The 26398-nt window shown below is 69.5% G+C and carries 22 protein-coding genes and 1 pseudogene; 12 read left to right on the forward strand and 11 right to left on the reverse strand.

All coding sequences use genetic code 11. From position 1 onward, the window contains the following. Positions 1-63: 63 nt before the first annotated feature. Complete coding sequence (locus OHS71_RS27820) at positions 64-1056, reverse strand: carbohydrate kinase family protein (RefSeq protein WP_328482051.1); 993 nt, start codon at positions 1054-1056, stop codon at positions 64-66. Positions 1057-1251: 195 nt separating this feature from the next. Between OHS71_RS27820 and OHS71_RS27825 the strand changes: the two genes are divergently transcribed. The 8 genes from OHS71_RS27825 (at position 1252) to OHS71_RS27860 (ending at position 13237) form a co-directional block, all read left to right on the forward strand. Beyond that, the gene (locus tag OHS71_RS27825; RefSeq protein ID WP_328482052.1) at positions 1252-2274 is read left to right on the forward strand and encodes a LacI family DNA-binding transcriptional regulator; all 1023 of its coding nucleotides are present in this window, start codon (positions 1252-1254) and stop codon (positions 2272-2274) included. Between the two features lie 74 nt (positions 2275-2348). Continuing rightward, positions 2349-4031, forward strand: a complete 1683-nt coding sequence (locus OHS71_RS27830; protein ID WP_328482053.1) for an ABC transporter substrate-binding protein — start codon at positions 2349-2351, stop codon at positions 4029-4031. A 95-nt stretch (positions 4032-4126) separates the two neighbouring features. Next, positions 4127-5104 carry an ABC transporter permease gene (locus OHS71_RS27835; RefSeq protein WP_328482054.1) on the forward strand — a complete coding sequence of 326 codons (978 nt, stop codon included), beginning with the start codon at positions 4127-4129 and terminating at the stop codon, positions 5102-5104. Positions 5105-5117: 13 nt separating this feature from the next. Next, positions 5118-6038 (forward strand): ABC transporter permease, encoded by a 921-nt coding sequence (locus OHS71_RS27840; RefSeq protein ID WP_328482055.1) that lies wholly within the window; start codon positions 5118-5120, stop codon positions 6036-6038. Between the two features lie 3 nt (positions 6039-6041). Then, a complete protein-coding gene (locus tag OHS71_RS27845; protein WP_328482056.1) occupies positions 6042-6995 on the forward strand; it encodes an ABC transporter ATP-binding protein in 954 nt (317 codons plus the stop codon). Continuing rightward, complete coding sequence (locus OHS71_RS27850) at positions 6992-8044, forward strand: ATP-binding cassette domain-containing protein (RefSeq protein ID WP_328482057.1); 1053 nt, start codon at positions 6992-6994, stop codon at positions 8042-8044. The genes OHS71_RS27845 and OHS71_RS27850 overlap by 4 nt, the downstream gene beginning before the upstream one ends. Beyond that, positions 8041-9585: a glycoside hydrolase family 32 protein gene (locus OHS71_RS27855; RefSeq protein WP_328482058.1), complete on the forward strand. Its 1545-nt coding sequence runs from the start codon at positions 8041-8043 to the stop codon at positions 9583-9585. The genes OHS71_RS27850 and OHS71_RS27855 overlap by 4 nt, the downstream gene beginning before the upstream one ends. A gap of 82 nt (positions 9586-9667) precedes the next feature. After that, on the forward strand, positions 9668-13237 hold the full coding sequence (locus tag OHS71_RS27860) for a glycoside hydrolase family 32 protein (RefSeq protein ID WP_328482059.1): 3570 nt from the start codon (positions 9668-9670) through the stop codon (positions 13235-13237). 386 nt (positions 13238-13623) lie between these two features. On the opposite strand, the gene OHS71_RS27865 is transcribed toward OHS71_RS27860, so the two are convergent. From OHS71_RS27865 to OHS71_RS27890, 6 genes are all read right to left on the reverse strand, one after another. Beyond that, a complete protein-coding gene (locus tag OHS71_RS27865) occupies positions 13624-13962 on the reverse strand; it encodes a PfkB family carbohydrate kinase (protein WP_328482060.1) in 339 nt (112 codons plus the stop codon). A 96-nt stretch (positions 13963-14058) separates the two neighbouring features. Then, the gene (locus tag OHS71_RS27870) at positions 14059-15720 is read right to left on the reverse strand and encodes a glycoside hydrolase family 13 protein (RefSeq protein WP_443047070.1); all 1662 of its coding nucleotides are present in this window, start codon (positions 15718-15720) and stop codon (positions 14059-14061) included. Positions 15721-15762: 42 nt separating this feature from the next. Beyond that, positions 15763-16683, reverse strand: coding sequence for a carbohydrate ABC transporter permease (locus tag OHS71_RS27875; RefSeq protein ID WP_328482062.1), 921 nt, complete (start codon positions 16681-16683; stop codon positions 15763-15765). Next, positions 16680-17660 (reverse strand): carbohydrate ABC transporter permease, encoded by a 981-nt coding sequence (locus OHS71_RS27880; RefSeq protein ID WP_328482063.1) that lies wholly within the window; start codon positions 17658-17660, stop codon positions 16680-16682. Before OHS71_RS27880 ends, OHS71_RS27875 begins: the two co-directional genes overlap by 4 nt. 106 nt (positions 17661-17766) lie before the next feature. Continuing rightward, a complete protein-coding gene (locus tag OHS71_RS27885) occupies positions 17767-19065 on the reverse strand; it encodes an ABC transporter substrate-binding protein (RefSeq protein WP_328482064.1) in 1299 nt (432 codons plus the stop codon). A 215-nt stretch (positions 19066-19280) separates the two neighbouring features. Beyond that, positions 19281-20336, reverse strand: coding sequence for a LacI family DNA-binding transcriptional regulator (locus tag OHS71_RS27890; RefSeq protein WP_328482065.1), 1056 nt, complete (start codon positions 20334-20336; stop codon positions 19281-19283). Between the two features lie 104 nt (positions 20337-20440). Here OHS71_RS27890 and OHS71_RS27895 point away from each other — a divergent pair, with 104 nt between their 5' ends. After that, positions 20441-21748 (forward strand): glycoside hydrolase family 32 protein, encoded by a 1308-nt coding sequence (locus OHS71_RS27895; protein WP_328482066.1) that lies wholly within the window; start codon positions 20441-20443, stop codon positions 21746-21748. A gap of 206 nt (positions 21749-21954) precedes the next feature. On the opposite strand, the gene OHS71_RS27900 is transcribed toward OHS71_RS27895, so the two are convergent. The 4 genes from OHS71_RS27900 to OHS71_RS27910 all read right to left on the reverse strand — a co-directional run bounded on the left by OHS71_RS27900 (position 21955) and on the right by OHS71_RS27910 (position 24053). Continuing rightward, positions 21955-22446, reverse strand: a complete 492-nt coding sequence (locus tag OHS71_RS27900; RefSeq protein WP_328482067.1) for an STAS domain-containing protein — start codon at positions 22444-22446, stop codon at positions 21955-21957. Positions 22447-22912: 466 nt separating this feature from the next. After that, complete coding sequence (locus OHS71_RS41390; protein ID WP_443047071.1) at positions 22913-23359, reverse strand: Asp23/Gls24 family envelope stress response protein; 447 nt, start codon at positions 23357-23359, stop codon at positions 22913-22915. Then, positions 23356-23583: a hypothetical protein gene (locus tag OHS71_RS27905; protein WP_328482068.1), complete on the reverse strand. Its 228-nt coding sequence runs from the start codon at positions 23581-23583 to the stop codon at positions 23356-23358. The genes OHS71_RS41390 and OHS71_RS27905 overlap by 4 nt, the downstream gene beginning before the upstream one ends. Before the next feature lie 38 nt (positions 23584-23621). Next, the gene (locus tag OHS71_RS27910) at positions 23622-24053 is read right to left on the reverse strand and encodes an Asp23/Gls24 family envelope stress response protein (RefSeq protein WP_328482069.1); all 432 of its coding nucleotides are present in this window, start codon (positions 24051-24053) and stop codon (positions 23622-23624) included. Between the two features lie 110 nt (positions 24054-24163). On the opposite strand from OHS71_RS27910, the pseudogene OHS71_RS27915 reads away from it, so the two are divergent. From OHS71_RS27915 to OHS71_RS27925, 3 genes and pseudogenes are all read left to right on the forward strand, one after another. After that, positions 24164-24364, forward strand: a pseudogene (locus OHS71_RS27915) (VapC toxin family PIN domain ribonuclease); the annotation flags it as partial. 459 nt (positions 24365-24823) lie between these two features. Continuing rightward, positions 24824-25096, forward strand: a complete 273-nt coding sequence (locus OHS71_RS27920; protein ID WP_328482070.1) for a hypothetical protein — start codon at positions 24824-24826, stop codon at positions 25094-25096. 64 nt (positions 25097-25160) lie between these two features. Further along, on the forward strand, positions 25161-26354 hold the full coding sequence (locus OHS71_RS27925) for a N(5)-(carboxyethyl)ornithine synthase (RefSeq protein WP_328482071.1): 1194 nt from the start codon (positions 25161-25163) through the stop codon (positions 26352-26354). Positions 26355-26398 lie beyond the last annotated feature (44 nt).

Genomic DNA, 26398 nt, shown 5'->3' on the forward strand with positions numbered 1-26398 from the left:
GCCGCGGGTGTGGATTCGACGTCCGTTCCCGCAGTCCTGTCTGCGGGAACGGGCATGCCACGTTCAGGCATGCGGCAGGAGCTGCTCCACGCCGGCCTCCATCGCCGCTTCGTCCACCCAGGGCGGGTTCGCGCCGTGGACGGAACAGGTCACGGCGGCCACGCGAGCGGCGAAGGAGCAGGAGTCGGTGACGTCCTCGAGGCTCAGTGCGTCGAGTCGCCCGCCAAGGTGTCCGAGGGCGGCGAGGCGGTGGAGCAGGCCCGCGGTGAAGGAGTCCCCGGCGCCGACGGTGTCCACAACGTCCACGGCCGGGGCTGGGACGGTGACCCGCAGGCCGTCGAGGGAGGCAAGGGCGCCGCGCCCGCCCAAGGTGATGACGACGAGGCGCGCGCCAGCGGCATGCCAGGTGTCGCACGCCTCCTCGGGGTCGGCACCGGGAAGCAGCAGCGCGAGGTCGTCCTCGCTGAGGCGAAGGATGTCGGCGAGGGCGCACCAGCGGGGAAGCCGTTCGCGGTAGACGGAGGGCGGTACGAGCTGGGTCCGGACGTTGGGGTCGATGGACACGGTGACGTGCTCGCGCGCCCTGGCGAGATTGTCCTCGATGCGGCTGCCGCCGGGCTGCTGTATCAGCGCCAGAGAGCCGGTGTGCAGGCAGGCCGCATCGTCCAGCCGGGCGCCGGCGAGTTCGTCGTCGGTCCACTGCCAGTCGGCGGCGCTGTCGGCATAGAACGTGTAGGTGGCCTGGCCGGAGTCGTCGAGGTCGGCGACGGCGAGGGTGCTGGGCTCGGGGGCGGCGGTCACGCTGCCGGTCAGGTCGACGCCGGAGGCACTGAGGCGGGCACGGAAGAGGGTGCCGAAGACATCCGTGGAGAAGCGCCCGAGGAAGCGGGTGGGGGTGCCGAGGCGGGCGAGGGCGACGGCGGTGTTGGCGGGGCCGCCACCGGGCAGGGCGCGCAGCGCGAGTTCATCTGAGCTGGACCGGGCGGGGTCGGTGAAGCCGTCGGCGACGCACTCGCCGAGGACGGTGACGCTGCTGGGGGCCTGGGGTCGGGCCATGGTGGTTGCTTGCCTCTCTCGGGAAGAGCGGGGGGCGAAGGGCACCGGGCCGGTGGCCTGATGCGACCCATGCGCAGGTATTGACATGCCGCTCAAGACGCACGTAACTTCCCTGCCACACGGAAGTAACGCGCGTTATTAAAGCGCGAAACCGGAGGTGCTGTCTCACCTCCGGACGGCCGAAAGGGACTGGAAGTGGCCACGAACAAGACGCATCGCGTGACCATGAGCGATGTGGCGCTCTACGCGGGTGTCTCGCGGACCACCGTCTCCTTCGTCCTCAACGACAAGCCCGGCGCCGCCATCCCCGAGGAGACCCGTCGGCGGATCCTGGAGGCGATCGACGAGCTCGGCTACCGGCCCAACGCCGGGGCGCGGGCGTTGGCCGCGAACCGCAGCGGGTGGTTCGGGCTGATCACCGAGATCGTGACCGGTCCCTTCGCGGGGGAGTTGATCACGGGCGCGCAGAGCCGCGCCTGGGGTGACCGGAGGTTCCTGCTGATCGCCGCGAGCGAGGGCGACCCCGCCCAGGAGGCCGCCGCGCTCGACCAGATGCTGGAGCACCGCGTGGAAGGGCTCCTGTACGCCACGACCTGGCACCGCGCCGTCACGCTCCCCAAGGCCGCCCGGGAGGTGCCGACGGTGCTCGTCAACTGCTACGACGCCGAAGGGGAGCTGCCGTGCATCCTGCCCGACGAGGTGTCGGGCGGATACAAGGCGACCCGCCGGCTCCTGGACGCCGGTCACACCCGCATCGGGTTCATCAACCTCGACCCGGCCATCCCGGCCGCCATCGGCAGGCGCGAGGGGTACGAACGCGCCCTGCGCGAGGCCGGGATCACCCCCGACCCCTCCCTCGTTCTCCCTGGCTGGGCGACCGCCGACAGCGCCTATACCGCCGCCTGCGAACTGCTGGACCGCCCGGCCGGCGACCGGCCGACCGCGCTGTTCTGCGGAAACGACCGCATGGCGATGGGCGCGTACGACGCGATCAAGGAACGTGGGCTGCGCATCCCGCACGACGTGGCCGTGGTGGGGTTCGACAACCAGGAACTCATCGCCGCCTATCTGCGGCCGAAGCTGACGACGCTCGCCCTGCCCTTCGAGGCCATGGGCACCAAGGGCGTCGACATGCTCGCCGCCCTCGCAGCAGGGCAGCCGCTCGACACCCACCGGGTGACGATCGACTGCCCGCTGCTCGAACGCTCGTCGGTCTGACCACTAATCAGCCCGCCGAGGAATCCCATCCCGTCTTCGCCCTGTGTGTTGAAGAGAGGAAAAGAGTCTCCATTATGGCACCCTCCCGCATACCTTCACGGCGGCCACGAGCCGTCCTGAGAGCGGTCACCGCGACCGCCGCCGCGGCCCTGGTCCTGTCCGCCTGTACGGGTGGCTCGGGCGCCGCCGGCGCCGGTGACACTTCTGGCAACCAGCTGCTCACCATCCCGCGCGAGGATCTGGCGACGTTCACGCGCAACTTCAACCCACTCTCGCCGCAGGCCGCCCCCATGACCCTCCAGTCGGTCTACGAGCCGCTGGCGGTGCACAGCATGGCCGACGCCAAGGACACGCCGTGGCTGGCCACCAAGTGGGAGCAGGCCAAGGACGGCAAGTCCCTCACCTTCACGCTGCGCGACGGCGTCAAGTGGTCGGACGGCCAGTCGCTCACCGCCGACGACGTCGTCTACACCTTCGAGCTCCAGAAGAAGGTGCTCGGCGGCTTCGACTACCTCGACAAGGTCACCGCGGTCGACGCCCACACGGTGAAGTTCTCCTTCAACAAGGCGTTCTCGACCGCGTTCTACGAGATCAGCGGGCACTACATCCTGCCGAAGCACATCTGGTCCAAAGTGAAGGACCCGGCGAAGTTCACCAACCCGAACCCGGTCGGCACCGGCCCGTACACCAAGATCGAGAAGTTCCAGAGCCAGTCGTACGAGCTGCGGAAGAACCCCGACTACTGGCAGCCCGCGAAGCAGCAGATCGCCGGCATCCAGATGCTTGCCTTCTCCGGCAACGACAGCGCCAACATCGCCTTCACCAACGGCGAGGTGGACTGGACCCAGTCGTTCATCCCGGACATCGAGAAGTCCTTCGTCGCCAAGGACAAGAAGCACAACCACTACTGGTTCCCGGCCACCGGCGCCATGATCAACTGGCAGCTGAACACCACCAAGGCGCCGTTCAACGATCCGGCCGTGCGCAAGGCGCTCAGCATGGCCGTCGACCGTGACCAGATCACCAAGGTCGCGATGAACGGCTACGCCGAACCCGCCGACTGCACGGGCCTGGCCCGCACGTACGACAAGTGGCGCGACACATCGCTGGCAGCCTCCTGCACCTGGACGAAGTCCGACACCGACGCGGCGGCCAAGGCCCTCGACGCGGCCGGCTACAAGGAGAGCGGCGGCAAGCGGAAGCTGAAGAACGGCAAGAACTTCACCCTCGACATCTCCGTCGGCTCCGCCTCCTCCGACTGGATCTCGGTCGCCAACATCATCAAGCAGGACCTGGCGAAGGTCGGCATCACCGCCACCGTGAAGACGCCCGACTGGTCGGCGGTCTCGTCGTCGTACAACACCGGCACCTTCGACACCGGCATCGTGTGGAGCAACAACGGCGCCACCCCGTACGAGTACTTCCGCGGCGTGATGTCGACCAAGATGGTGCAGCCGGTCGGCAAGCAGGCCACCGAGAACTACCACCGCTTCGGCGACAAGAAGGCCGACGAACTCATCGACGCCTTCGCCGCCGCCACGGACGAGAAGACGCAGCGCGAGCAGATGAACGGTCTGCAAGAGCTGTACAACAAGGACGCACCCGTCGTCCCGCTGTTCACCGGCCCCGAGTGGGGCGCGTACACGGACGCCCGCTTCACCGGCTGGCCCACCGAGAAGAACCCGTACGCCACCCTCGGCAACCGCAACGGCAGCACGGTCCTCGTGCTCACCTCGCTGAAGCCCGTCAAGAGCTGACGCCGCCCGCGGACCGGCGGCCGCCCTCCTCCCCGGACGGCCGCCCCCGCGCACCGAGCCACACGTTCACCCCCCACCGACAGGGAGCACGACCCGTGCGTCTCATCCTGCGCAACCTGGGGTTCTATCTGCTCGCCTTCTGGGCCTCCATCACCCTGAACTTCGTTCTCCCGCGCTTCATGCCGGGCGACCCGGTCTCCCGGATGTTCGCGCAGGCCCAGGGCACCATGCAGCCCGACCAGATAGCCCAGCTGCGGAAACTCTTCGGCCTCGACAACCGCCCCCTCTGGGAGCAGTACGTCTCCTACGTCAAGAGCGTCTTCACCGGCGACCTCGGCATCTCCATCTCCCGCTTCCCCACCCCGGTCTCCGACGTGATCGGCTCGCAGATCGGCTGGACCCTGCTCCTCGGTGGCGTCGCGCTCGTCATCGCCGCCGTGCTCGGCAACCTGCTCGGCATCGTCGCCGCCTGGCGGCGCGGCGGCGTCCTCGACTCCGCCTTCCCGCCTCTGCTGATCTTCGTCGGCTCGTTCCCGTACTTCTGGCTGGCCATGGGCGCGCTGTACCTGTTCGGGGTGAGCCTGGGCTGGTTCCCCATGCGGCACGCCTACGACGTCGGACTGACCCCCGGCTTCAACGGCGAGTTCCTCTCCAACGTCGCCTCCCACCTGGTGCTGCCCGCGCTGACCATCGTGCTGGTCTCCATCGGCGGCTGGATGCTCGGCATGCGCAACACCATGATCGCCACAACGGCCGAGGACTACATCACCATGGCCGAGGCCAAGGGGCTCAGCCCCTCACGGATCATGTTCCGCTACGCCGCTCGCAACGCGATGCTGCCCTCCGTCACCAACTTCGGCATGGCCCTCGGCTTCGTCGTCGGCGGCGCCCTGCTCACCGAGGTCGTGTTCGCCTACCCCGGCATCGGCTACCAGCTGCTGATGGCCGTCCAGGGCCTGGACTACCCACTGATGCAGGGCATCTTCCTGACGATCACGGCGGCGGTACTGATCGCGAACTTCCTCGTCGACCTCGTCTACGTCCGCCTCGACCCGCGCGTCCGCGTCCGCTGAGGAGGCTGCCGACATGACCGCCATCGAAATCGCCACGGCCACCACGCCGACGGCCCCCGCACGTGCTTCCCGTCGGCGCGGACTGCTGCGCCAGCTCATCGACAGCAGGAAGGCACTGGCCGGGCTGATCCTGCTCGCCCTCTTCGCGCTCCTTGCCCTGCTCGCTCCCGTCCTCGTCCCGGGTGACCCGTCGCTCATCAACTCCACGGGCAGCCAGACCCCCTCGGCCGCACACTGGCTCGGTACGACCGCCAAGGGACAGGATGTACTCGCCCTCACCCTGTGGGGTGCGCGCAGCTCCCTCTTCGTAGGGTTCACCGTGGGGCTCGTGGCAACCGCGGTCGCCATCGTCGTCGGCTTGGCGTCCGCGTACTTCGACCGCGTCGTCGACGACGCGCTGACCCTGGTCACCAACATCTTCCTGCTGCTGCCCGGCCTCCCGCTGCTCATCATCCTGGCCGCGTTCCTGCCGCCCGGGACCTCCACCGTGATCCTGGTCCTCGTCGTCACCGGCTGGGCGGGCTCGGCCCGTGTCCTGCGCGCGCAGGCCAAGTCGATCCGCGGCAAGGACTTCGTGGCCGCCGCCGTCGTCACCGGAGAACGCCCCCTGCGGATCATGTTCCGCGAGATCCTGCCCAACATGGCGTCCGTGGTGATGACCACGCTGCTCGGCTGCGTGATCTTCGGCATCGGCGCCCAGGCCGGCCTGGAGTTCCTCGGCCTCGGCGACAGCAGCGTCGTCAGCTGGGGCACCAACCTGTACTGGGCCAGCAACGACGGCGCGCTGATGACCGGCGCATGGTGGGCCTTCGTCCCCTCCGGACTGTGCATCGCCCTCGTCGCCTTCGCCATCGCGCTGGTCAACTACGCGGTCGACGAGATCACCAACCCCAGGCTGCGCAACCGCCGTGCCCGCCGAGAGAGGAGGGGCTGAGCCATGGAACCCGTACTTGAGGTGAACGGGCTGCGCGTCGAATACCGCGGCGACGGACGAACCGTCGTCGGCGCCGACGACGTCTCCTTCTCCATCGGCGCCGGAGAGATCTTCGGCCTCGCCGGAGAATCCGGCTGCGGCAAGTCGACCATCGCCAACGCGGTGATGCGGCTGCTGAAGCCCCCGGCGGAGATCACCGCGGGCAGCATCCGCTTCCAGGGCAGGGACGTCCTCGCCCTGGACGCACGCGAGCTGCGCGCCTTCCGGTGGCGGGAGATCGCCATGGTCTTCCAGTCGGCGATGAACTCGCTCAACCCCGTCCTGACCATCGGCGAGCAGATCGTCGACATCTTCACCACCCACGAGCGGATGAAGAAGCGGGCCGCGCGGGAGCGGGCCGGCGAGCTGCTTCAGCTGGTCGGCATCGACCCGGGAAGGCTGAAGGCGTACCCGCACCAGCTCTCCGGCGGCATGCGCCAGCGCGTGGTCATCGCCATGGCCGTCGCACTCCGCCCCCGGCTGCTGATCATGGACGAGCCGACCACCGCGCTCGACGTGGTCGTGCAGCAGGAGATCATGGCGCAGATCCGCGACCTCCAGCGGGAGCTGGGCTTCTCCATCCTCTTCATCACCCACGACATGTCCCTGATGGTCGAGCTGTCGGACCGCATGGGTGTGATGTACGGCGGACGGATCGTCGAACTCGCCGACGCCAAGGACTTGTTCGCCCATCCGCTGCACCCCTACACCGAGGCGCTGATGAACGCCTTCCCGCCGCTGACCGGCCCGCGCCAGGAACTCACCGGCCTCTTCGACGCCCCGCGCACCGCCGACAGTTGCGGCTTCCACGTCCGCTGTCCCGAGGACCGCTCGGACTGCTCCATGAACATCCCCGACCTGCGCGAGATCGCGCCCGGCCGCTGGGTGGCCCGCAGCCTCGAAGGAGCCCCCCGATGACCGAACCCCTGCTGTCCGTACGCGGTCTGACCAAGGACTTCCAGGTCGGCACCGTCTTCTCCCGGCGCCGCGTCCGTGCCGTCAACGACGTCTCCTTCGACCTGCCGGCCGGCCGGATCACCGCCCTGGTCGGCGAGTCCGGCAGCGGCAAGTCCACCATCGCCCGCTGTCTCGCCCGCCTCGAACAGCCCTCCGCCGGACAGGTGCTGCTCGACGGCGAGGACATCCTGCGCACCGAGCGACGCCGGGCGTCACGGGCCTACCGCCGCAAGGTCCAGATGGTGTTCCAGGACCCCTTCGGCTCGCTCAACCCCGTCCACCGTATCGAGCACTTCCTCACCCGGGCGCTCGTCCTGCACGGCCACTCCGCCACTCCCGAGGCGCTGCGCGAGCTCATAAAAACGGTCGGCCTGACCGAGGACATGCTCCAGTCCTACCCGCACGAACTCTCCGGCGGCCAGCGTCAGCGCGTCTCCATCGCTCGCGCGTTGGCGGTGGAACCGCGCATCGTCCTGGCCGACGAACCGACGTCGATGCTGGACGTCTCCGTGCGCGTCGGCGTGCTCAACCTGATGCGGCGCCTGCGCGACGAGCGGAACATCGCCATGCTCTACATCACCCACGACCTGGGCTCCGCCCGCTACCTCGCGGACACCACGATGGTCATGTTCGCCGGCGAACTCGTCGAGGGCGGCGACGCGTTGGCGGTGATGGACGCCCCCGCCCACCCCTACACCCGCCTCCTTCTGTCCGCCGTGCCCGATCCCGAACGGGCCGGCAGCTACGACCCCGTCGAGCGCGCCCGCCTGCGCGAGGCGATCCTCAACCCCACGTCCTGCCCCTACGACGACGACGGCACGTGCAGCCGCACCGAGTCCGTCCGCCACATCGTCGGCGAAGACGACGGACAGCCCCACTGGGTGCGCTGCCACCTGCGCGCACCCGCCTCCGACATCGCCCGCCGCGTCCTCAAGGCCACCGACCGGCCGGACGGCGAGGCCACGGACGACACCGACGCCACCGAGAAAGCGGAGACCACCGCCGCATGACCCACGACCTCACCCTCCCCTCCGGCAGTCCCACCGCCGAGGGGCTGGCCGAACGCGCCCTGCGCGACCCCCACCGCCCCCGCTTCCACTTCACCTCGCCCGGCGGCTGGCTCAACGACCCCAACGGGCTGAGCCACTGGAACGGCGTCTACCACCTCTTCTACCAGTACAACCCGCTCGCCGCCGCCCACCACCGCATCCACTGGGGCCACGCCACAAGCACCGATCTCGTCCACTGGACCGACGAACCGGTCGCCCTCGTCCCCGGCACCACTGGCCCAGACCGCGACGGCTGCTGGTCCGGAGTCCTCGTCGACGACGGGGGAGTGCCCACGCTCGTCTACTCGGGCAGGCACGACGAGCATGAACTCCCCTGCGTGGCCAGGGGATCGGCGGACCTGAGGTACTGGACCAAGGACCCGGCCAACCCCGTCATCACCGCCCCGCCGGAGGGTGTCGACATCACGGCCTTCCGCGACCACTGCGTCTGGCGGGAGGGCTCGGGCGAGAACACGGTGTGGCGTCAGCTGGTGGGGTCGGGAATCCGGGGCGCCGGCGGAACGGCCTTCCTGTACGAATCCGACGACCTGCGCAGCTGGCGCTACGTCGGCCCCCTGCTGACCGGCGACGCCTCGCAGAACCAGGGCGAGCTCGACTGGACCGGCACGATGTGGGAGTGCGTCGACCTCTTCCGGCTCGGCGAGGACGAGGAGGCCGGCAGCACCGACGCGCTGGTCTTCTCCGCCTGGGACGAGGGCACCACCCACCACCCCCTGTACTGGACCGGCCGCTACCAGGGCGACACCTTCACGCCGACCGCCCTCCACCGCCTCGACTACGGCGGCCGCTACTTCTACGCCCCCCAGTCCACCCGTGACGAGCACGGCCGCCGCGTCATGTTCGGCTGGCTCCAGGAGGGACGGACGGACGAGGCGAACGCGCAGGCCGGCTGGTGCGGCGTGATGTCCCTGCCGAGGGTCGTCACGGTCGCCACGGACGGCGGCCTGCATCAGGCCCCGGTGCCGGAGCTGATCGAGCTGCGGCGGGAACGCGTAGAGGTGGCGGCGGGCCCGCTGGCCGACCCGTACACCTCGCTGCCCGCCGTGCGCGGGGACCAGCTGGACATCGAGACGACCCTGCGTCTCGCTCCCGGAGCGACCGCCCGGCTCGTGGTCCGGGAGACACCGGACGGCGTGGAACGCACGGTCGTGGAGGTGAGCCGGTCGCACGACGGAGCGAGCGGCACCCTCCGCCTGCACCGCGAGACCACCAGCCTCGACCCGACGGTCGACACCGAACCCCGGTACGGGCAGCTGCCGTTGGACCCCGACGGCCGGGTCGACCTGCGGGTCCTCGTCGACCACTCCGCACTGGAGATCTTCGCCAACGGGCGTGCCCTGACCGCCCGCATCTACCCCACCCGCCCGGACGAGGCCGTCGGCGTCGGTATCGGTGCCGACGGCGACGTGGCCCTGGAGCGGTTCGACGCCTGGCAGATGGCGTCGGCCTTCACCGACGGACCCCGGCCGCTGTGGCCGTGACGGTCTTACACACGGCCACGGCCCGCGGGGTGGACGTCCCCCCGGGCCGTGGCCCACCCCCTGTTCTCCCTCAGGAGCCGCCATGAGCGTGTCCCGCCGTTCCCTCCTGCTCGCCGGAGGAACCGCCGCCACCCTGCTGCCTCTCGGAACCATCCTCCCCGCAGCACAGGCCGCCGCCCCGAGCGCCGCCGGAGCGACCCCCGCCGCCACCCCGATTCCCGACCCCATCCCCGTCACCGGCACCTGGACCCGCACCTCCGACGGCGGCCAGAAGGCGACCGCCGACCGTCGCGGGCCCGCCCTCGCCCTGTCCGAGCAGCAACTCGCGACCAAGGGCACGTACGCGGCCCGCGTCACGCCCCAATCCTCCTCCTCCGTAGGCGCGTTGGTGATCCGGGCCGCCCTCGACGGCTCGACCGGATACGCGGTCGCCCTCGACCCCGGCCGCGCCCGCATACGGCTCTACGACCTGGCCGGCGGCGACACACTTGCCACCGCTCCGCTCCCGGGCGCGCAGGCCGAAAAGCCCTACGACCTCGAAGTGACGGTCGACGGACCCGAGCTGACGGTGCGTGTCGACGGCAAGCGGCTCCTCCACACCGAGGACCACCGCCACGACAGCGGCTCGTTGGGCCTGCTCGCCCAGGGCGGCAAGGTCACCTTCGGCCCGCCCTCCCTCTCCTCGGTCACCACCAACCTCACCGGCTGGACCACGAGCGGCGGCACCTGGACGGCGAGTCCGCTGGGCTGGCGCGCGGCACCGACCCAGGGAGCCACCGCCCGCGCCATCACCACGACCAAGACGTACGACACCACGCTCCAGGCCGACCTGCTCCTGCACGACGCCTCCGCCATCGCCTCACTGCTGGTGCGCACCGACGCCACGGCCACGCACGGCTACGGCGTCCAAGTCGACGCGGACCAGGGCAGGCTGAGGCTCTACCGCATCGACGGCGACGTCACCCTCGGCACCTGCGCGACCACCATCAAGGCCGACAAGGTCTACCGTCTGCGCGTCGAAGCCGAACACGACGAACTGCGCGTGCACTGGCAGACCGACTTCCTCTCTCCCGACGGCTACAGCCCCGTCATCACCGCCCAGGACTCCACCCACACGAAGGGCCGACTCGCCGTCACGGCTTCGGCCGGCGAGGTGTCCTTCGAGAACATCGCCGCAGCCGACCTCGCCACCGGCCTCCAGGGCTGGACGGCCCGCTCCGGCACCTGGACCCCCGACCTGCGCGGCATCCGTGGCGAGAACGGTCTGCGCACGGCCCCCTGCACCGACGGCGACCTGGTGGCGAGGGCCGACATCACACCCGGCGACCGCTCCTCCTCGGCCGGCCTCGTCCTGCGCGCGTCCGCGAACGGCTCCGGCGGCTACGAAGCCCGCCTGGAAGCCGGCCGTGACGCCGTCGTCCTGCTGGACCGCTCCTCCGGCACCCGCCTCGCATCCGCCTCCGGCCCGGTCCGGCGCATCGCGTCAGGCGGCACCTACCGCGTCGAGGCCCGCGCGACGGGCAGAACCATCGAGGTGTACGTGGACGGCGTACGGGCGCTGAAGACCCGCGTGTCCCGCACCAAGGGCGCCGCCTTCGGCACCGCGGCCGCGCACGGGACGTCGTACTTCCAGAACGTCGAAGTGCGCGGCACCGCCGACTACTTCACCGAGCCGTACCGCCCCACGTACCACTACTCCCAGCTCACCGGCCCCACCAGCGACCCCTGCGGCCTGCTGCACCACGACGGCGAGTACCACCTCTTCCACCAGGACGAGGGCCGCTGGGCGCACGCGGTCAGCACCGACCTCGTCCACTGGCAGCCCCTGCCGAGCGCCCTGCCCTGGAACGCCTACGGCCACTGCTGGACCGGCTGCGCGGTCGTGGACGCCGACGACACCTCCGGTCTCTTCGACGGCGGCTCGGGCCTGATCGCGTACTACACCAGCTACCACCCGGACAAGCCGGGCGGAAACGCCAGCGTGCGCATCGCCTACAGCAAGGACAAGGGCCGCTCGTGGCAGTGGCACGGCGAATCGACCCCGGCCGTGCAGAACCCGGGAGGCCCCGACGCCGGCTGGACCTTCCGCGACCCGAAGGTCATCCGCGACGAGGCTCACGACCAGTGGCTGATGGTCGTCTCCGGCGGCGACCACATCCGCTTCTTCACCTCCACCGACCTCCTCACCTGGACCCAGGTCAGCTCCTTCGGCTACGGCGACTGGGCCACACCCGGCGTCTGGGAGTGCCCCGACTTCTTCCCGCTCCCCGTCGACGGCGACAAGGACAAGGTGAAGTGGGTCCTCACCCTGAGCACCGGTGCCGTACGCGCCACGAACGGCTCAGCCGCCCAGTACTTCACGGGTGAGTGGAACGGCACCGGTTTCACTCCCGACCAGAAGGCCGGCTCGGTCCTGCGCGCCGACTCCGGCCGCGACTACTACGCCGCCATGTCCTTCTACGGCCTGCCCGACGACCGCCGCGTCTGGCTCGGCTGGATGAGCAACTGGGACTACCCCTTCAGCGGCCCGACCGGTGGCTGGAACGGCCAGCTGAGCACCCCCCGCGAACTGACCCTCACGGACACCGCCGACGGCGTACGCCTGGCGCAGCGCCCGGTCCGGGAGCTGACGGCCCTGCGCACGTCCACCACGACCCGCAAGGACCTCGCCGTCGACCCCACCTCCGCGAACCCGCTCGCTGGAGTCCGGGGGATCGCCTACGAGATCGAGGCCGAGGTCACCCTCGGCACCGCGACGGAGGTCGGCTTCCGGCTCCGGACCGACGACGACCAGCACACGGCAGTCGGATACGACGCCGAGGCGCAGGAGCTGTTCGTGGACCGCTCGGCATCGGGCCTGAGCGACTTCACGCAGTACTTCGCGGGCCGCACGACCGCGCCGATGAAGACGACCGGCGGCCGCGTGACCCTGCGCGTGTACGTCGACTCGTCCTCGGTCGAGGCATTCGGCGCGGACGGACAGGCCGTCGTGACCAGCCTGATCTTCCCCGGCCCGGACGCCGACGGCATGGCCTTCTACGCCAAGGGCGGCACCGCACACATCGACTCGCTCAAGGTGCACAGGCTCGACAGCACCTGCCGCTTGGTGGATCGGGTGAAGCCGCTGGTGGCCGCCCCGACCGGCGGTGAATTCCGCTCGGACGTCGGCAAGCTGACGATCACCCCCGCCGGCCGCTGGTCGACGGAGAGCGCGGGCCGCGCCGGAAGCTTCGACAAGGACTCCAACGCGATCTCGGCCCGCACGGCGACGGACCTGGACCTCACCACCCTGGTCCGGCTCGGCGGCCCCGACCCGGACACCGGCGGCGCCCTCTCCCTCCTATGGCGCGCCTCCTCCGACGGCACCGACGCCTACTGCCTCAACATCGACCCCGACCTGCGAGTGATCCGCCTGGTCGCCAAGGCCGACGGCTACTTCGACGACGCCAAAGCCCTCGCCCGCGTCCCAGCCCTGGTCCGCCGCGGCACGACGTACCCCGTCCGCGTCCTCACCGAGGGCGACCGCATCCAGGTGTTCCTCAACGGCACCCGGATCATCGACGTGACGGACACGACGTACACAAGCGGACACGTCGGCTTGAACGTGTTCGGGGGGAGGGCGGCGTACCAGGACACGTACGTGCGGGAGTAACCTGTGTGACCTGCAAAAACGTCATGAACGGACACTGATCGGCCAGGACCGCCAAGATCCTCAAAGGACTCACATCCGTCGGCCGTGGGTTCGAGTCCCACCCGCCCCACCTGTGCAGGCTTCTGACCTGCGGAAACGTGCATCTATGGGTGTCGGATCGTCAACTTTGCCTGAACGGACTGAAATCCGCTGCTCGCGACTTCGGAGCTGGGCGAGCCGGGTGATGGCCGCGCGGTAGGCGGTTGGGTCGGGGAGGACGGCGGGGCGGACGTTGAGGTCGACCGCGACCGCGTGCCCAGGGGCGTCGTGCACTCGGCGGCACGTCTCGACGACCCGGGTCGCCCCCGGCTCGACCACCCCTGCCAGCGAACCGGTGTGCAGCAGAGTCACGTCAGGGCCGAGGGCGAGGTCCTCGGGGTCCCAGCGGCCAGGAAGTCGTACGTGGCCGCCCCTGTGGCGGTGTCCACGTAGGCGAGGGCGACTGTGGTGCGGCGGGAGGCGCTGGGCAGGCGGTGGACCGGCACACCGGTGGTGGCGAGATGGGCGCCGATCAGGGCGCCGGGGGCGTCGTCGCCCCAGCAGCTCATCGAGGTCGCCGTCCTGCCCAGGCGGTGGAGGCCGACGGCAACGTTGGCCGGGCTTCCGCCGGGGTGCGGTGTGAGGTGGTCGGCGCCGGTGCGCCAGACCAAGTCGACGAGTACCTCACCTGTCACGGCGATGGTCAAGGCGGATGTCCTTTCTGATGGCTGCGGATCGTGCAAAGGGGGAGGGCGCGCCAGTAGCGGGGAGTTTGTTGACTGACGCGCCCGGTCTGTGTCCCGTCAGTCCTGCTGGAGCCAGACGGCGGTGTCCGCCGGCAGCAGGCCGCTGTCGAGCGGGCCAGACGCCAGCAGCACTGTGCAGGCTTCGGGAAGGGGGAGGGGCTGTTCGCTGAGGTTGACCGCGCAGGACACGCCGTCGCCTCGTTCGAAGAGCAGGGTGCCGTCCGGGCTGTCGAGCCAGCGGAAGTCCTCGCCCCGCAGGCCTGGGTGGGTGCGGCGCAGGCGCAGGGCGGAGCGGTAGAGCTGGAGCATGGAGGTGCGGTCGGCCTGGTTGGCCTCGGCGGTGTAGGACTTCCAGTTTTCGGGCTGGGGGAGCCAGGGGGCGGCTTCGGCGGTGCTGAAGCCGAAGGGTGGGGTGTCGCCGGTCCAGGGGAGGGGGACGCGGCAGCCGTCGCGGCCTCGGACGGTGTGGCCGGAGCGTTCCCAGGTGGGGTCCTGGAGCGCCGACTCGGGGAGGTCTTCGACCTCGTAGAGGCCGAGTTCCTCGCCCTGGTAGATGTACGCGCTGCCGGGCAGGGCCAGCATGAGCAGGGCGGCTGCGCGGGCGCGGCGGGTACCGAGGGCCAGGTCGGAGGGGTGGTGCCGGTCGCGCAGCGGGGTCGTCACGCCGGTGTGGGCGCGGCCGTAGCGGGTGACGTGGCGTGTCTCGTCGTGGTTGGAGAGGACCCAGGTGGCGGGGGCACCGACCTTCGCCAGATCGGTGATCGTGCGGTCGATCACCTCCCTCAACTTGTCGGCCTCCAAGGCGCACTTGAGGAAGTCGAAGTTGAAGGCGGTGTGGAGTTCGTCGGGGCGCAGGTAGTGGGCGAGGCGGCCGGGGCGGACGTGGGCCTCGGCGACGAAGACGAGGGGGTCGGGGTAGCCGTCGGCGACGGCGCGCCAGCTGCGGAAGATGTCGTGGACGCCGTCGCGGTCCCAGTGCGGGTGGTTCTCCTGGTCCTCGCCTGCGATGACGGAGAACTCCGTCAGGCCGAGGTCCGGGAGGGCCGGGTCCTTGACCATGCCGTGGGCGACGTCGATGCGGAAGCCGTCCACGCCCAGGTCGAACCAGAAGCGCAGGATGGACTCGAACTCGGCTCGGACCTCGGGGTTGTCCCAGTTGAGGTCGGGTTGTTCGGGGGCGAAGAGGTGGAGGTACCACTGTCCGTCCGGCGTGCGGGTCCAGGTGGGGCCGCCGAAGGCCGCGTGCCAGTCGTTGGGGGGCTCGCTGCCGTTCTCCCCTCTCCCGTCACGGAAGATGAACCGGTCTCGTTCCGGGGAGCCGGGCGCTGCCGCCAACGCCTTCTGGAACCAGGCGTGTTGGTCGGAGGTGTGGTTGGGGACGATGTCCAGGATGACGCGCAGGCCCAGCTCGTGGGCTTCGGTGATCAGCTTCCGGGCTTCGTCGAGGGTGCCGTACGTGGGGTGGATGTCGCGGAAGTTTGAGACGTCGTAGCCGCCGTCGGCCAGCGGGGACGGATACCAGGGGTTGATCCAGATCGCGTCGGCACCGAGGTAGGCCAGGTATTGCAGGCGGGAGCGGAGGCCGGCGATGTCGCCGGTTCCGTCACCGTCGCCGTCGGCGAAGCTGCGTATGTACACCTGGTAGATCACGGCGGAGCGCCACCAGGGGTCGTGTGCTGTGCTCACGTTGCCGGGTTCCTGACTGTGTTCGGTGTGCATGTGGGGGTTGGTGGGGTGCGTCGAGTCCCGGCGCGGCTCGTGTCAGCCTTTGACGGCTCCGCTGGTGAGGCCGCGGACGAAGTACCGCTGCAAGGTCAGGAAGACCAGGATGGGGACGAGTATGGAGAACAGGCCGCCTGCCGTGACGAGTTCCCAGCCGGCGCCCTGCTGTCCCAGCAGGCTGTTGGTCGCGACGGTGATGGGCTGCTTGTCGCCGGGGCCCACGAAGATGAGGGCGACCAGGAGGTCGTTCCAGACCCAGAGGAACTGGAAGATCGCGAAGGAGGCCAGTGCGGGGGTCGACATTGGCAGGATCAGTCGGTAGAAGGTTTGGAAGTGGCTGGCGCCGTCGATCTTGGCGGACTCGATGACGTCCTTGGGCAGGGTCGCCATGTAGCTGCGCAGGATGTAGACGGCCATCGACATGCCGAAGCCGATGTGCGCGAGCCAGGCGGCCGGGAAGGTGCCGTTGAGGTGCGCGGAGGCGTAGAGCTTGATGATCGGGACGAACGCGACGTAGTTCGGTACGACGAGCAGGCTCACGATGATGATGAAGAGGGTGTCGCGGCCTTTGAACGTCATGAAGGTGAAGGCGTAGGCGGCGAAGGCGGCGATGAGGATCGGCAGGAAGACTGCCGGGAGCGTGATGGCCACGCTGTTGAGGAAGGCCGAGCCGAGATCCGCCTGCTCGATGGCCTTGGAGTAGTTGCCGGTGGTCAGGTCGGTCAGTCCGCCGGGGTGGGCGAACAGCGTCCACCAGCCGCTGGAATTGGCGTCGTCGACGCTGCGGAAGGACGTGATGACCACCCCGAGGGTGGGCACGATCCACAGGGCGCAGACGAACAGCGCGCTCAGCCGTACCGGGAGCCGGCCGCGCGTCGTGCTGCGCCTGCCGCTCTCTGCGGGGGCGGCCTGGGTGCGGTTGCGGTGCTGTGCCGTCGAGGCGGTCTTCTGGATGGTCATGCCGACTCCTCCGCCCTGAAGTGGCGAATCTGGTAGATCATGATCGGCACGATGGCGATGAGCAGCATGACGACGATCGCTGACGCGTGGCCATAGTCGTAGTTCGTGTACAGCTGGTTGAAGAACTCCAGGCCGACGACATTGGTGTTGAAGGACCCGTTGGTCATCACGTAGATCACGTCGAAGATCTTCATGACGGTGATGAGGACGGTGACGAAGACCGTGATGAGCGTTCCCCGGATCTGCGGGATGATGATCCGCCAGAAGATCCGCATCTCGCCCGCGCCGTCCAGGCGGGCCGCCTCGAGGGTGTCCGCGGGGACGCCCTTGATGGCCGCGGACAGCAGCACCATGGAGAAGCCGGCCTGGCCCCACAGCAGCATGACCATGAGCAGCATGCTGTTGGAGTGCAGGGTGCTTTGCTGGAGCCAGGGGACAGGGTCGTGGCCGAAGGCGGTGACGACGCCGTTGAGCAGGCCGGTCTGCGGGGTGCCGGCCGGTTGGGTGGCGTACATGAAGCGCCATACCGTGGCGGAGCCCACGGCGCTGATGGCCATGGGCATGAAGATGATGGTCTTGGCCGCCTTCTCGGCGTTGGGCGACAGGCGGTCGGCGAGCGCGGCGACGAGTAGGCCCACCACGATGCAGGCGGCGGGGACGATGGCGATCCACAGCAGCGAGTTGAGCAGGGTCTGCCGGAAGGCCGGTGTTCCGAGGAGCTCGCTGAAGTTGTCCAGTCCGACGAAGCCCGAGCCGTCGCTGTTCTTGAAGCTGTCGACGATGGTGACGATGGTCGGGTAGACCAGGTAGACCCCGATCGCCGCGATGGCCGGCGCGATGTAGAGATAGGGCTTGATCCGGGTTTCCCAGCGGCCCGGCAGGGCTTCGGCGAGCTTGTTGAGCACCCAGTAGACGGCCAGGGCGGCGGTAACACCCGCCAGCACCGTGAGCACCGTCGAGAGTACTTGGCTGACCACTGCGGTCACCTTCCTCGAACGCTAGTTGGTGTCGGGTCTGTTCGGCGGCTGCCGAGGGCGGACGGGGGCGCTGCGGTCGCCCGTCCTCGGCAGCCCTGCCGCGCGGTCAGTTGGCGGGCCAGCCGGCATCGATGTTCTTCAGGGCCGTGTCCAGCGACTCCTCACCCGCGATCCAGGCCGTCATGTCCTTCCAGAAAGTTCCGGTGCCGACCGCGGTCGGCATGGCGTCGGAGGCGTCGAAGGCGAAGCCGGTGGAGTCGTAGGCGACCTTGGCGATCGTCTGGGTGGTCTTCAGCGGGTAGTTGCTGAGGGGGAAGTCCTTGTGCGGGGAGATGAAGGAGGAGCCGTTGCCCGCCGCGGTGGTGCCGAGGTCGGTGGCCGCGAGCAGCTTCATGACCTTGCGGGCGGCCGGGCTGTCCTTGTAGATGGAGGCGGTGTCGCCTCCGCCCTCCACGGGGTTGTCGCCGCCCGCCGTGGCCGGGGGCAGGCCGAACACGCCGACCTCGGTGTCCAGGTTCTTCTGGACGCTCTTGGGGAAGAACCCGGTGATGAAGCTGCCCTGCTGGTACATGTAACAGCCGGGCTTGCTGTTGAACATCGCGTTGCCGGCGGTGCCGAAGGCGTTGCTGGCAATCGACTTGCGGCCGCCGAGCACGTTGCCGTCGGTGAAGGCGATCTTTTCGAACTGGGCGGCGGCCTGGCGGACCAACGGCGAATCGAACTTGATCTTGTGTGAGATCCACTCGTTGTACTTGTCGATGCCGCCGTACTTCAGGACCAGGTTCTCGAACCAGTCCGTGGCCGGCCAGCCGGTCGCCGTACTGGACTCGATGCCCAGACACCAGGGCGTCTTCCCGTCGGCCTTGATCTTCGCCGTGAGGGTGTTGAGCTCGTCGAGGGTCTTCGGCGCGGCGTAGCCGGCGGTCTCGAACGCCTTCTTCGGGTAAAACACCAGGCCCTTGACGTTCATGCTGACCATCAGACCGTAGGTCTTGCCGTCGACCTTGGCGACGTCCAGCGTGCCCGCCGTCATGCTCTTCTGTAGCGCCGGGAGATCGAGGACGTCGTCCAGCGGGGTGACCTTGCCCTTGGATGCGAGGTCCTTGATGATGCCCGGCTGCGGCATGAGTGCGATGTCGGGTGCGTCGCCTGCCTGCACCTTCTGCACGAGCAGCTGGTTGATGTTGTCGACCTTGCGCCACTGGACGGTGATTCCCTCGGCCTTGGCCTGGGGGGCGAGCTTGGACTTGAGGCCGTCGATGATCGGCTGGTCCATGCCCGTCCAGATCGTGACGGTCTTCGTGCCGCCACCCGCGCTGCTGTCGGAGCCGGATGAGCAGCCGGTGGCGAGCAGCGTGAGGGCGCTGACGGCGCTCACCCCGAGAACCAGCTTCCGTGTGGGCATGTGTTCCTCCTTGGTCGGTGAGCCGGCGACGCAGGGGCCGACGTCTCGCACCTGAGGTGATCTCGCTGCTGGGGCGGGGGGCTTGCGCCGGGTCACCGCAGCGGTTACTAATTCGGGTTAGTTGCCGAAAGCTAGCCCTCACCTGTTTGTCGCGTCAATAAGCTGTTACGAGGGAGTTATCCGTGGATGTACGGGTGCGGCGGACCCGGCCCGGCTCAGCCCCTGGCGGGCCGCGCCGGGGCCGCAGTGGAGCCGCGTATCACGAGCGGGCAGTGCAGCAAGGTCCGTCCGGTCTGCACGGCGGGCCCGCCGGCGGCGAGTTGTTCGGCGGCCAGGCGGCCCATTGCCTCGTACGGCAGCCGTACGGTGCTCAGTGCCGGGTGTATCTCCGCGGCGAGCTGGAACTGGTCGTCGTAGCCCATCACCGACACGTCCTCGGGCACGCGGAGTCCCGCCTCCAGCAGGGCCAGGAGCACGCCGACGGCCATCCGGTCGTTGCCGCACATGATCGCCGTGGGCCTGGCGTCGCGCCGCAGCAGCCTGCGGGCCAGCTCGTAACCGGAGTCGGCATGGTAGTTGCCGGACAGCACGGTGTGATCCCGCGGATCGAGTCCGGCGCCGCGCAGTGCCTCGCGGAAGCCCCGCAGGCGGGCCTTGGTGGCCCAGGCGCTGGCCGTGCCGGTGAGGTAGGCGATGTCCCGGTGGCCGAGATCGAGCAGCGCCTGGGCGGCCTCCCGGCCGCCGCGCACCTCGTCGGGAAGGATCGACGGGGTGGAGTCGTCCGGGACGAAGCAGTTCACGAGGATCGTCGGGACCCGCCCGGCGCTCTCCGGGATCACCACCGACCTGGTGCCGGCCGCGGCGAAGATCAGGGCGTCGGTCTGCCGGTCGAGCAGTTCGCCGACCAGCTGAGCTGCCTGGCGGTTCGAACCGCCGGTGTTGACCAGGAGCAGCAGATTGCCCTGGCGTACCGACGCCTCGTGGGCCCCCTTGATCGCGGAGGCCGCGAACACGCCGAAGTCGGCGTCGTGGCTGACGAAGCCGATGGTGGCGCTGCGCCCCTGGCGAAGCCCCTGCGCGGCCCGGTTGGGGCGGTAGCCGAGTTCGGCGACCGCTTGCAGGACCCGCTGCCGGGTCTCGTCACTGATCGTCTGGCCGGCCGTCTTGTTGAGCACGAAGGAGACGGTCGCGGGGGAGACGCCCGCCAGGCGCGCGACATCGGTCCGGCGCGGTCTGCCCGCCCTCGGTCGGTGATCTTCATGGGTTGACACGCCGCCAGAGTACGAGACCACCCCGCACCTGAGAACCGGCTGTCACGCCGACCGGCCCTCGTGCGCTTCATCACATTTCGCCTGCAATGAGAGGAACCTCCGACATGCCCGCATGGCTCCACTACGCCCCCGCGAAGGGCTGGATGAACGACCCCAACGGGCTGATCCACTGGAAGGGGCGGCACCACCTCTTCTACCAGTACAACCCGGAGGGCACCGACTTCACCAACCAGCACTGGGGCCATGCCAGTTCCCCGGACCTGCTCACCTGGACCGAGCACGAGGTGGCGCTCCTCCCCGGCCCGCGGGAGACCGCGCCCTACGACGCGACCGCCTGCTTCTCGGGCTGCGCGGTCGAGCACGACGGCGGGGTCTCGATCCTCTACACGGGTGTCCTCGGCGACGCCCAGCTCCCGTGCCTGGCACGCGCCGCCGACGACGGGCTGTCGGGCTTCGTCAAGGACCCGGCCAACCCCCTCGTCCCTGCTCCACCCGCGGACGACATCACCGAATTCCGCGACCACAGCGTGTGGCGAGAGGACGGGCTGTGGCGGCAACTGGTCGCGGGCGCCCGCCGCGACCACGGGGGCTCGGTGTTCGCTCTGTCCTCGCCCGACCTGCGGACGTGGGACTACGACGGAGTCTTCGTCGACCGGGCCGGCTCGAAGGTGCCGGGCGCGGTCTGGGAGTGCCCGGACTACTTCGCCGTGGAGGGCACAGGAGCACTGCTGATCTCCGTCATCCACGAGGACGGCGAGGAGGGGCCCGCGGTGTGGTGGATGACCGGCACCACCTCGGGGGCCGACTTCGAGGTACGCAAGACCGGCGTCGCGGATGTGGGCGACCGCTTCTACGCCCCGCAGTCGTACTGGACGTCGGACGGCCGCAGGATCCAGTTCGGCTGGATACGCACCCACCAGGACCCAACCGGCCTCGGCGGCAAGGCGGTCGGCGCCATGACCCTGCCACGCGAACTCTCGGTACGGCACGGCCGCCTGCACTGCGAGCCGGCGGCCGAACTGACGCGGCTTCGGCTCGCCTCGACACCCATACCGGTGACCGGTACGGCTGACCTCGACGGCAGGAGGACCGCCGGTGAGCTGGTGCTCCACGCCACGGCGGCGGATGGCGTGCGGGCAGTCGCCCTGCGCTCCCTGGACGGAGCCGAGAAGGCCATCGACCTGGCGGCTTTCGCCGGACTCGACGGACCGCTGCGGCTGTTCTGGGACGCGGGCATCGTCGAGGTCTTCCGCGGCGGCGTGGCCGGGACATGGTCCGACCTTCGCATCACCGAGGTCGCCCAACTGCGGCTGGACGGTGACACGGATGCGGCGGGCGGGCGGGCCGAGGTCTGGGAACTTGCCCGACCGAAGCGCCTGACCGGCCCGGCGGCCGGGCACCACGCCATATGACGGTGCGTCTGACCTGGCCGGCCCCCGGCCCCACATCGATATGGCCTCCAGGGCTCACCGACCGACCACGAACCCGCGCCAAGAGCTCGCTGCCTCCAGGGGCGGTGATCAGAACAGATGTCTCTCGTCCGGCCCCGTGGCATCCCCGAGGAGATCCAGACGTGCACCGGGGCTTGATGCTCGGAGCGCCCGCCCGGTGACCTGCCTCATCCCTCGTGGCCCCCGACTTCGGGCCGCCACTCAGTGCGCGAAGCCCGAGGCGTCGCGGCGCCGAACGGATCGGGCCGCCACCGCACATCGCCCGAGAGGACAGGCGCCGTCGGAACAGGCCGGTGCTCCGCGGCCGGGGCCTCCCCGAGTGGAGGTGACAGGTGCCCGAACGGAAGGCCGAGGAGCAGGAACCCGCAGCCGGTGAGGTCGACCAGCAGGGCCAGCATCGGTGGCGGGTGGTGCAGGCGCAGGGTCCCGCCCGTCTCGGTGGTCTGCTGGGAGGCGTGGAGGAAGGCGTTGAGGCCGCTGCAGTCGCAGAACGTGACAGGCGTGAGGTCGACATCGATGGTCCGGATACCGTCGCCAAGACACCGCTCCAGTGCCGTGCGCACCAGTGGGGTCGATTCCAGGTCGATTTCACCGGTCAGGGTGAGCAGCGCCCTCTTCCTTCGGTCACGGCGGTAGACGGTGAGCTGTGGGAGGGGCATGATGCCTCGGTTCTCACGACCATCCGGCAGCGCACGCGGTGACGCAGGGATTCCCTGTCCCTTGGCCCGCTCCCGGCAGGGGCGTACGTTCGGCGGAGGTGGAGCAACGGCCGGTCCGACAGGACATGAGGACCCACCCGGTTCCCTCCAGGGATGCGCCGGGTGACGAACGAAAAGGTCCGCTTCCCCGCACCATCTGTATCGAGCAACGACAAGCCGCCGGGGTCTGGGACGTCAGTACGGAGCATAGCCCTCTACCCGGTCCGACGGACGGCCGGAAGCCGCCCATTCCCCGCGACGCGGTCGGCGCGGTGGCGGACTTCCCGGAGTCGGACCGTCGACGGGAGACGGTCCAGGCCGGCCGAGTCCCGCGCGTGCGCGAGCGTTTTCCCAGGCGGCGGAGCTGCCTGTCCGGAATCGGAGGGAAGGTCGCTGTCACCGGTCGGCTGCCGCCGGGTGTTCGCGCTCATCTCACCCTCTCCTGGCCCGTGTGCCGCGCATGTACCGAGTGGAGCCTCTCGACCGACACCGCGAGGTCGGACACCTCCATGCCCGCCCATGTCCTGAGCCGTTCGGTAACCTCCCGGCGCACTGCGGCGCACTGCGCCCCGATGTCGGACGGGTAGCCGAGCTCGACTGTGATGCGCAGCCGTGCCTCGCCGAGCACCGCCTGCCGTCTCGCGGGAGACTCGGCGTCTCGTCCTGCGGTGTTCCGCTCCGGTGCCCGCCGCACGGATGTGGTCACGCGTGGCGTCCGGCGGCCGGGTGGCACGTGGCCGGCCGACTCGGTGAACCGGCTCAGCGCATCGCGCGCCACGTGGGAAGCGATCTTCGCGACGACCCGGTCGGCAACAGTGGTCGCACCCCGCTCCCCGCGGGGAATGCCGGGACGCCGATCGTCTTCACCAGTCACTGCCGCCAGTCTCCCCGAGCCCGTCGCCGGTCATCGCGGAACCGCTCCTGCCGGTCTCGGCGGCGGACGAAGTCGCCCGGTTCGAGATCACCTTCCGTGAACCGCCCGATCAAGAGACCGACGACACCCAGCCCCAGCACCAGCAGGAAAGCCCAGAAGTCACCGAAATACGCGGCGAAACCCAGCGCCATTCCGGCCATCAAGCCCACCACGGCCCTGCTCATGACGCGCTCCTTCACTCAAGCGGGCTGCTCCGCCCCGGCTACTGGATACGCTGCCGATCTTCGCTTTCGTCCTCGTCCTCGGGCAGCTTCACGTCGCTGACCGTGATGTTGACTTCCACGACTTCCCGACCCGCCATCCGCTCCACCGCGGAGATCACGTTCTCCCGCACCGCACCGGCCACGTCCGTGATCGAGACGCCGTACTCGACGACGATCTCCAGATCGATGGCCGCCTGTAGCTCTCCGACCTCGACACTGACCCCTCGGGTGGCGGATTTGCCACTGCCGGCGCCGGGCATCCGCTCCCGCATGGACCCCATCGAGCGGGCGAATCCGCTGCCGAGGGCATAGACGCCGAGCACGTCCCGTGCCGCCATTCCGGCGATCTTCTCCACCACCACATCGGCGACGGTCGTCCGGCCTCGAGAACCGGGCGCACCACCGTGCCTTACGCCGGTGTTCTCAGTCATCGGGATATTCCTTCCTTGAGGGGACCACCTGCGCACTCACCGTTCAGATCGTAGTCTTTTTAGTGAGTTATGACCGAATTGCGGACCGTGGGTGGGGGGTGACCGGCCGAGTGGCTCCTGTTCCGAAGACTGCCTGGCCTTGGGTCGACACCGCCCAGTACGAACTGACCCGGCGAGGCCGGCATCGCGCGGCAGGAGGGACCGACCTGTCGGTGTGTGCGACCGCGGTCCACCACGGACACACCGTCCTCCACGTGGACAACGACTTCGCGACGGTGGCCGGAGTGCTCAAGGAGGTTCAGCAGCGAGACCGCGCGGCGCGCGACCCCGCCGTCGGAGGTCGCGCGGCCGCCCCGGCTGCCGGCGGGGACCACGGGCGCTGCCCACGGGGGGTCCGGGCCCGCGGACCTGGTCGGTCCGCGTGCCCGTCGGCATGCGGTACTTGCGGGGTCCGGAGGGGAGTACGGTTGCGGCACCGAGCGCACCTCGCACGCCGTCATCGGTTTCGGCGTCGCCCTCGGGGAACGGCACAGGCCGGCCCACATCGGATCCGGCCGGAAATGAGCCGCCTCATGCCTCCAGGCTCGTACTCTCCCGCCGTCTTCCGTATCCGGACCCGCGCAGAGCGGTAGCGGATCACCGGCTTCCGGGATGCCCCCCGGGGCATTCCGGCATCTCGCCGACGGCCCTGGACCCATCAGCACGTCCGAACCGGTCAGCACGTCCGAACCGGTCAGCACGTCCGAACCGCTCAAGAGGATGCGAGACGCATGTATTCACAGGATTCGATCTCCGGCCGCCGGCGTGGCCGTCCCGAACCGAGCGCGGAGGTGCTCTCAGGACTGGCCTGCCTCATCTGCGGCACCGACTACCGGAACGCAGCCGACCCCCAGGCGGTGGTGGTCTCCCACCGCGACGACAAGCAGCTCCTCGCCTGCCACGGGACGTGCGCACGCATGGCGAGCGGGTCGGCCGACGGCCTGGACGAGACGCCGCTCCCGCTGGCCGAGCGCGTCCGCAGGCACCGGGCCGAGGGCTCCTGAGCCTGATGCCGGGCAGCCGCGACGAGCATGCCGAGAACGAAGCCAACGAAATACTGGGGAAGCCATGAGCCTGATGAGTCTCGGAGTACTTGCCTCCTCCCGCAAGGAGAACGAGTTCCGCCTGCCGTTGCACCCCGCCCACCTCGGCCGGATCGCCCCGGACGTACGCGAGAAGATCTTCCTCGAACAGGGATACGGCGAACGCTTCGGCGTCGCCGACGACGCGCTGCGACCCCTCGTGGCCGGACTGCGCCCGCGCGAGCGGATCCTCGCCGAGTGCGACATCGTGCTGCTGCCCAAACCGATGCACGACGACATCGCCGAGCTCCGCGAGGGCCAGGTGCTGTGGGGGTGGCCGCACTGCGTGCAGGACGAGAAGATGACCCAGATCGGCATCGATCGACGGCTGACCCTGATCGCCTGGGAAGCCATGAACCACTGGACCTCCACGGGCGCCTTCAGCGTCCATGTGTTCCACAAGAACAACGAGCTCGCCGGATACTGCTCGGTGCTGCACGCCCTCCAGCTCGGCGGGCTGACCGGCAGCTACGGGCGCCGCCTGCGCGCGGTGGTCATCAGCTTCGGCGCCACGGCGCGTGGAGCCGTCACGGGCCTCGGCGCCATGGGGGTCTCCGACGTCACCGTGCTCACCCAGCGTGCCGCAGCGGCGGTGGCCTCGCCGATGCCCTCGGTCGTGATGGGCCACTTCGAGGAGCAGGCGGACGATCCGTCGCGGCTACAGGCGGTCACCGCGGCCGGCGCCGTGCCGCTGGCGGAGTACCTGGCCGGGTTCGACATCATCGTCAACTGCGTCCTGCAAGACACCGACGCGCCGCTCATGTTCGTCACCGACGAGGAACTCGCCCTGTTCCGGCCGGGGACCTTCTTCGTCGACGTCGCCTGCGACGAGGGGATGGGCTTCGCATGGGCCCGTCCGACCACCTTCGGTGAGCCCATGCCCGCGGTGGGAGCGGGGTGCCACTACTACGCGGTGGATCACAGCCCGTCCCACCTGTGGAACTCCGCCAGCTGGGAGATCAGCGAGGCGCTCCTTCCCTACCTGCGCAAGGTCATGAGCGGTCCCGGGGCATGGGACACCGACGTCACGGTGAGGAAGGCCATCGAGATCCGCGACGGCGTCGTCCAGAACCCGAAGATCCTCTCCTTCCAGCACCGGTCAGCCGCCTACCCCCACCCGCCGGAGGCCCCGGCGTCCGCTCCCACCCCGCTGCTGCACCCCGCCGCGCAGCCGGCCTGACACATCCCGGACCGGGCGTGTCACTTCCTCTGCGGGGTGTCACG

The organism is Streptomyces sp. NBC_00377 (assembly GCF_036075115.1).
Lineage (GTDB): Bacteria > Actinomycetota > Actinomycetes > Streptomycetales > Streptomycetaceae > Streptomyces.

Bases quoted from the DNA above. Each gene is read 5' to 3' on its own strand.
- OHS71_RS27820 (WP_328482051.1), bottom strand. From the start codon at position 1,056: ATGGCCCGACCCCAGGCCCCCAGCAGCGTCACCGTCCTCGGCGAGTGC.
- OHS71_RS27830 (WP_328482053.1), top strand. From the start codon at position 2,349: ATGGCACCCTCCCGCATACCTTCACGGCGGCCACGAGCCGTCCTGAGA.
- OHS71_RS27840 (WP_328482055.1), top strand. From the start codon at position 5,118: ATGACCGCCATCGAAATCGCCACGGCCACCACGCCGACGGCCCCCGCA.
- OHS71_RS27845 (WP_328482056.1), top strand. From the start codon at position 6,042: ATGGAACCCGTACTTGAGGTGAACGGGCTGCGCGTCGAATACCGCGGC.
- OHS71_RS27850 (WP_328482057.1), top strand. From the start codon at position 6,992: ATGACCGAACCCCTGCTGTCCGTACGCGGTCTGACCAAGGACTTCCAG.
- OHS71_RS27855 (WP_328482058.1), top strand. From the start codon at position 8,041: ATGACCCACGACCTCACCCTCCCCTCCGGCAGTCCCACCGCCGAGGGG.
- OHS71_RS27860 (WP_328482059.1), top strand. From the start codon at position 9,668: ATGAGCGTGTCCCGCCGTTCCCTCCTGCTCGCCGGAGGAACCGCCGCC.
- OHS71_RS27870 (WP_443047070.1), bottom strand. From the start codon at position 15,720: ATGCACACCGAACACAGTCAGGAACCCGGCAACGTGAGCACAGCACAC.
- OHS71_RS27875 (WP_328482062.1), bottom strand. From the start codon at position 16,683: ATGACCATCCAGAAGACCGCCTCGACGGCACAGCACCGCAACCGCACC.
- OHS71_RS27885 (WP_328482064.1), bottom strand. From the start codon at position 19,065: ATGCCCACACGGAAGCTGGTTCTCGGGGTGAGCGCCGTCAGCGCCCTC.
- OHS71_RS27895 (WP_328482066.1), top strand. From the start codon at position 20,441: ATGCCCGCATGGCTCCACTACGCCCCCGCGAAGGGCTGGATGAACGAC.
- OHS71_RS27900 (WP_328482067.1), bottom strand. From the start codon at position 22,446: ATGCCCCTCCCACAGCTCACCGTCTACCGCCGTGACCGAAGGAAGAGG.
- OHS71_RS27905 (WP_328482068.1), bottom strand. From the start codon at position 23,583: ATGAGCAGGGCCGTGGTGGGCTTGATGGCCGGAATGGCGCTGGGTTTC.
- OHS71_RS27910 (WP_328482069.1), bottom strand. From the start codon at position 24,053: ATGACTGAGAACACCGGCGTAAGGCACGGTGGTGCGCCCGGTTCTCGA.
- OHS71_RS27920 (WP_328482070.1), top strand. From the start codon at position 24,824: ATGTATTCACAGGATTCGATCTCCGGCCGCCGGCGTGGCCGTCCCGAA.
- OHS71_RS27925 (WP_328482071.1), top strand. From the start codon at position 25,161: ATGAGCCTGATGAGTCTCGGAGTACTTGCCTCCTCCCGCAAGGAGAAC.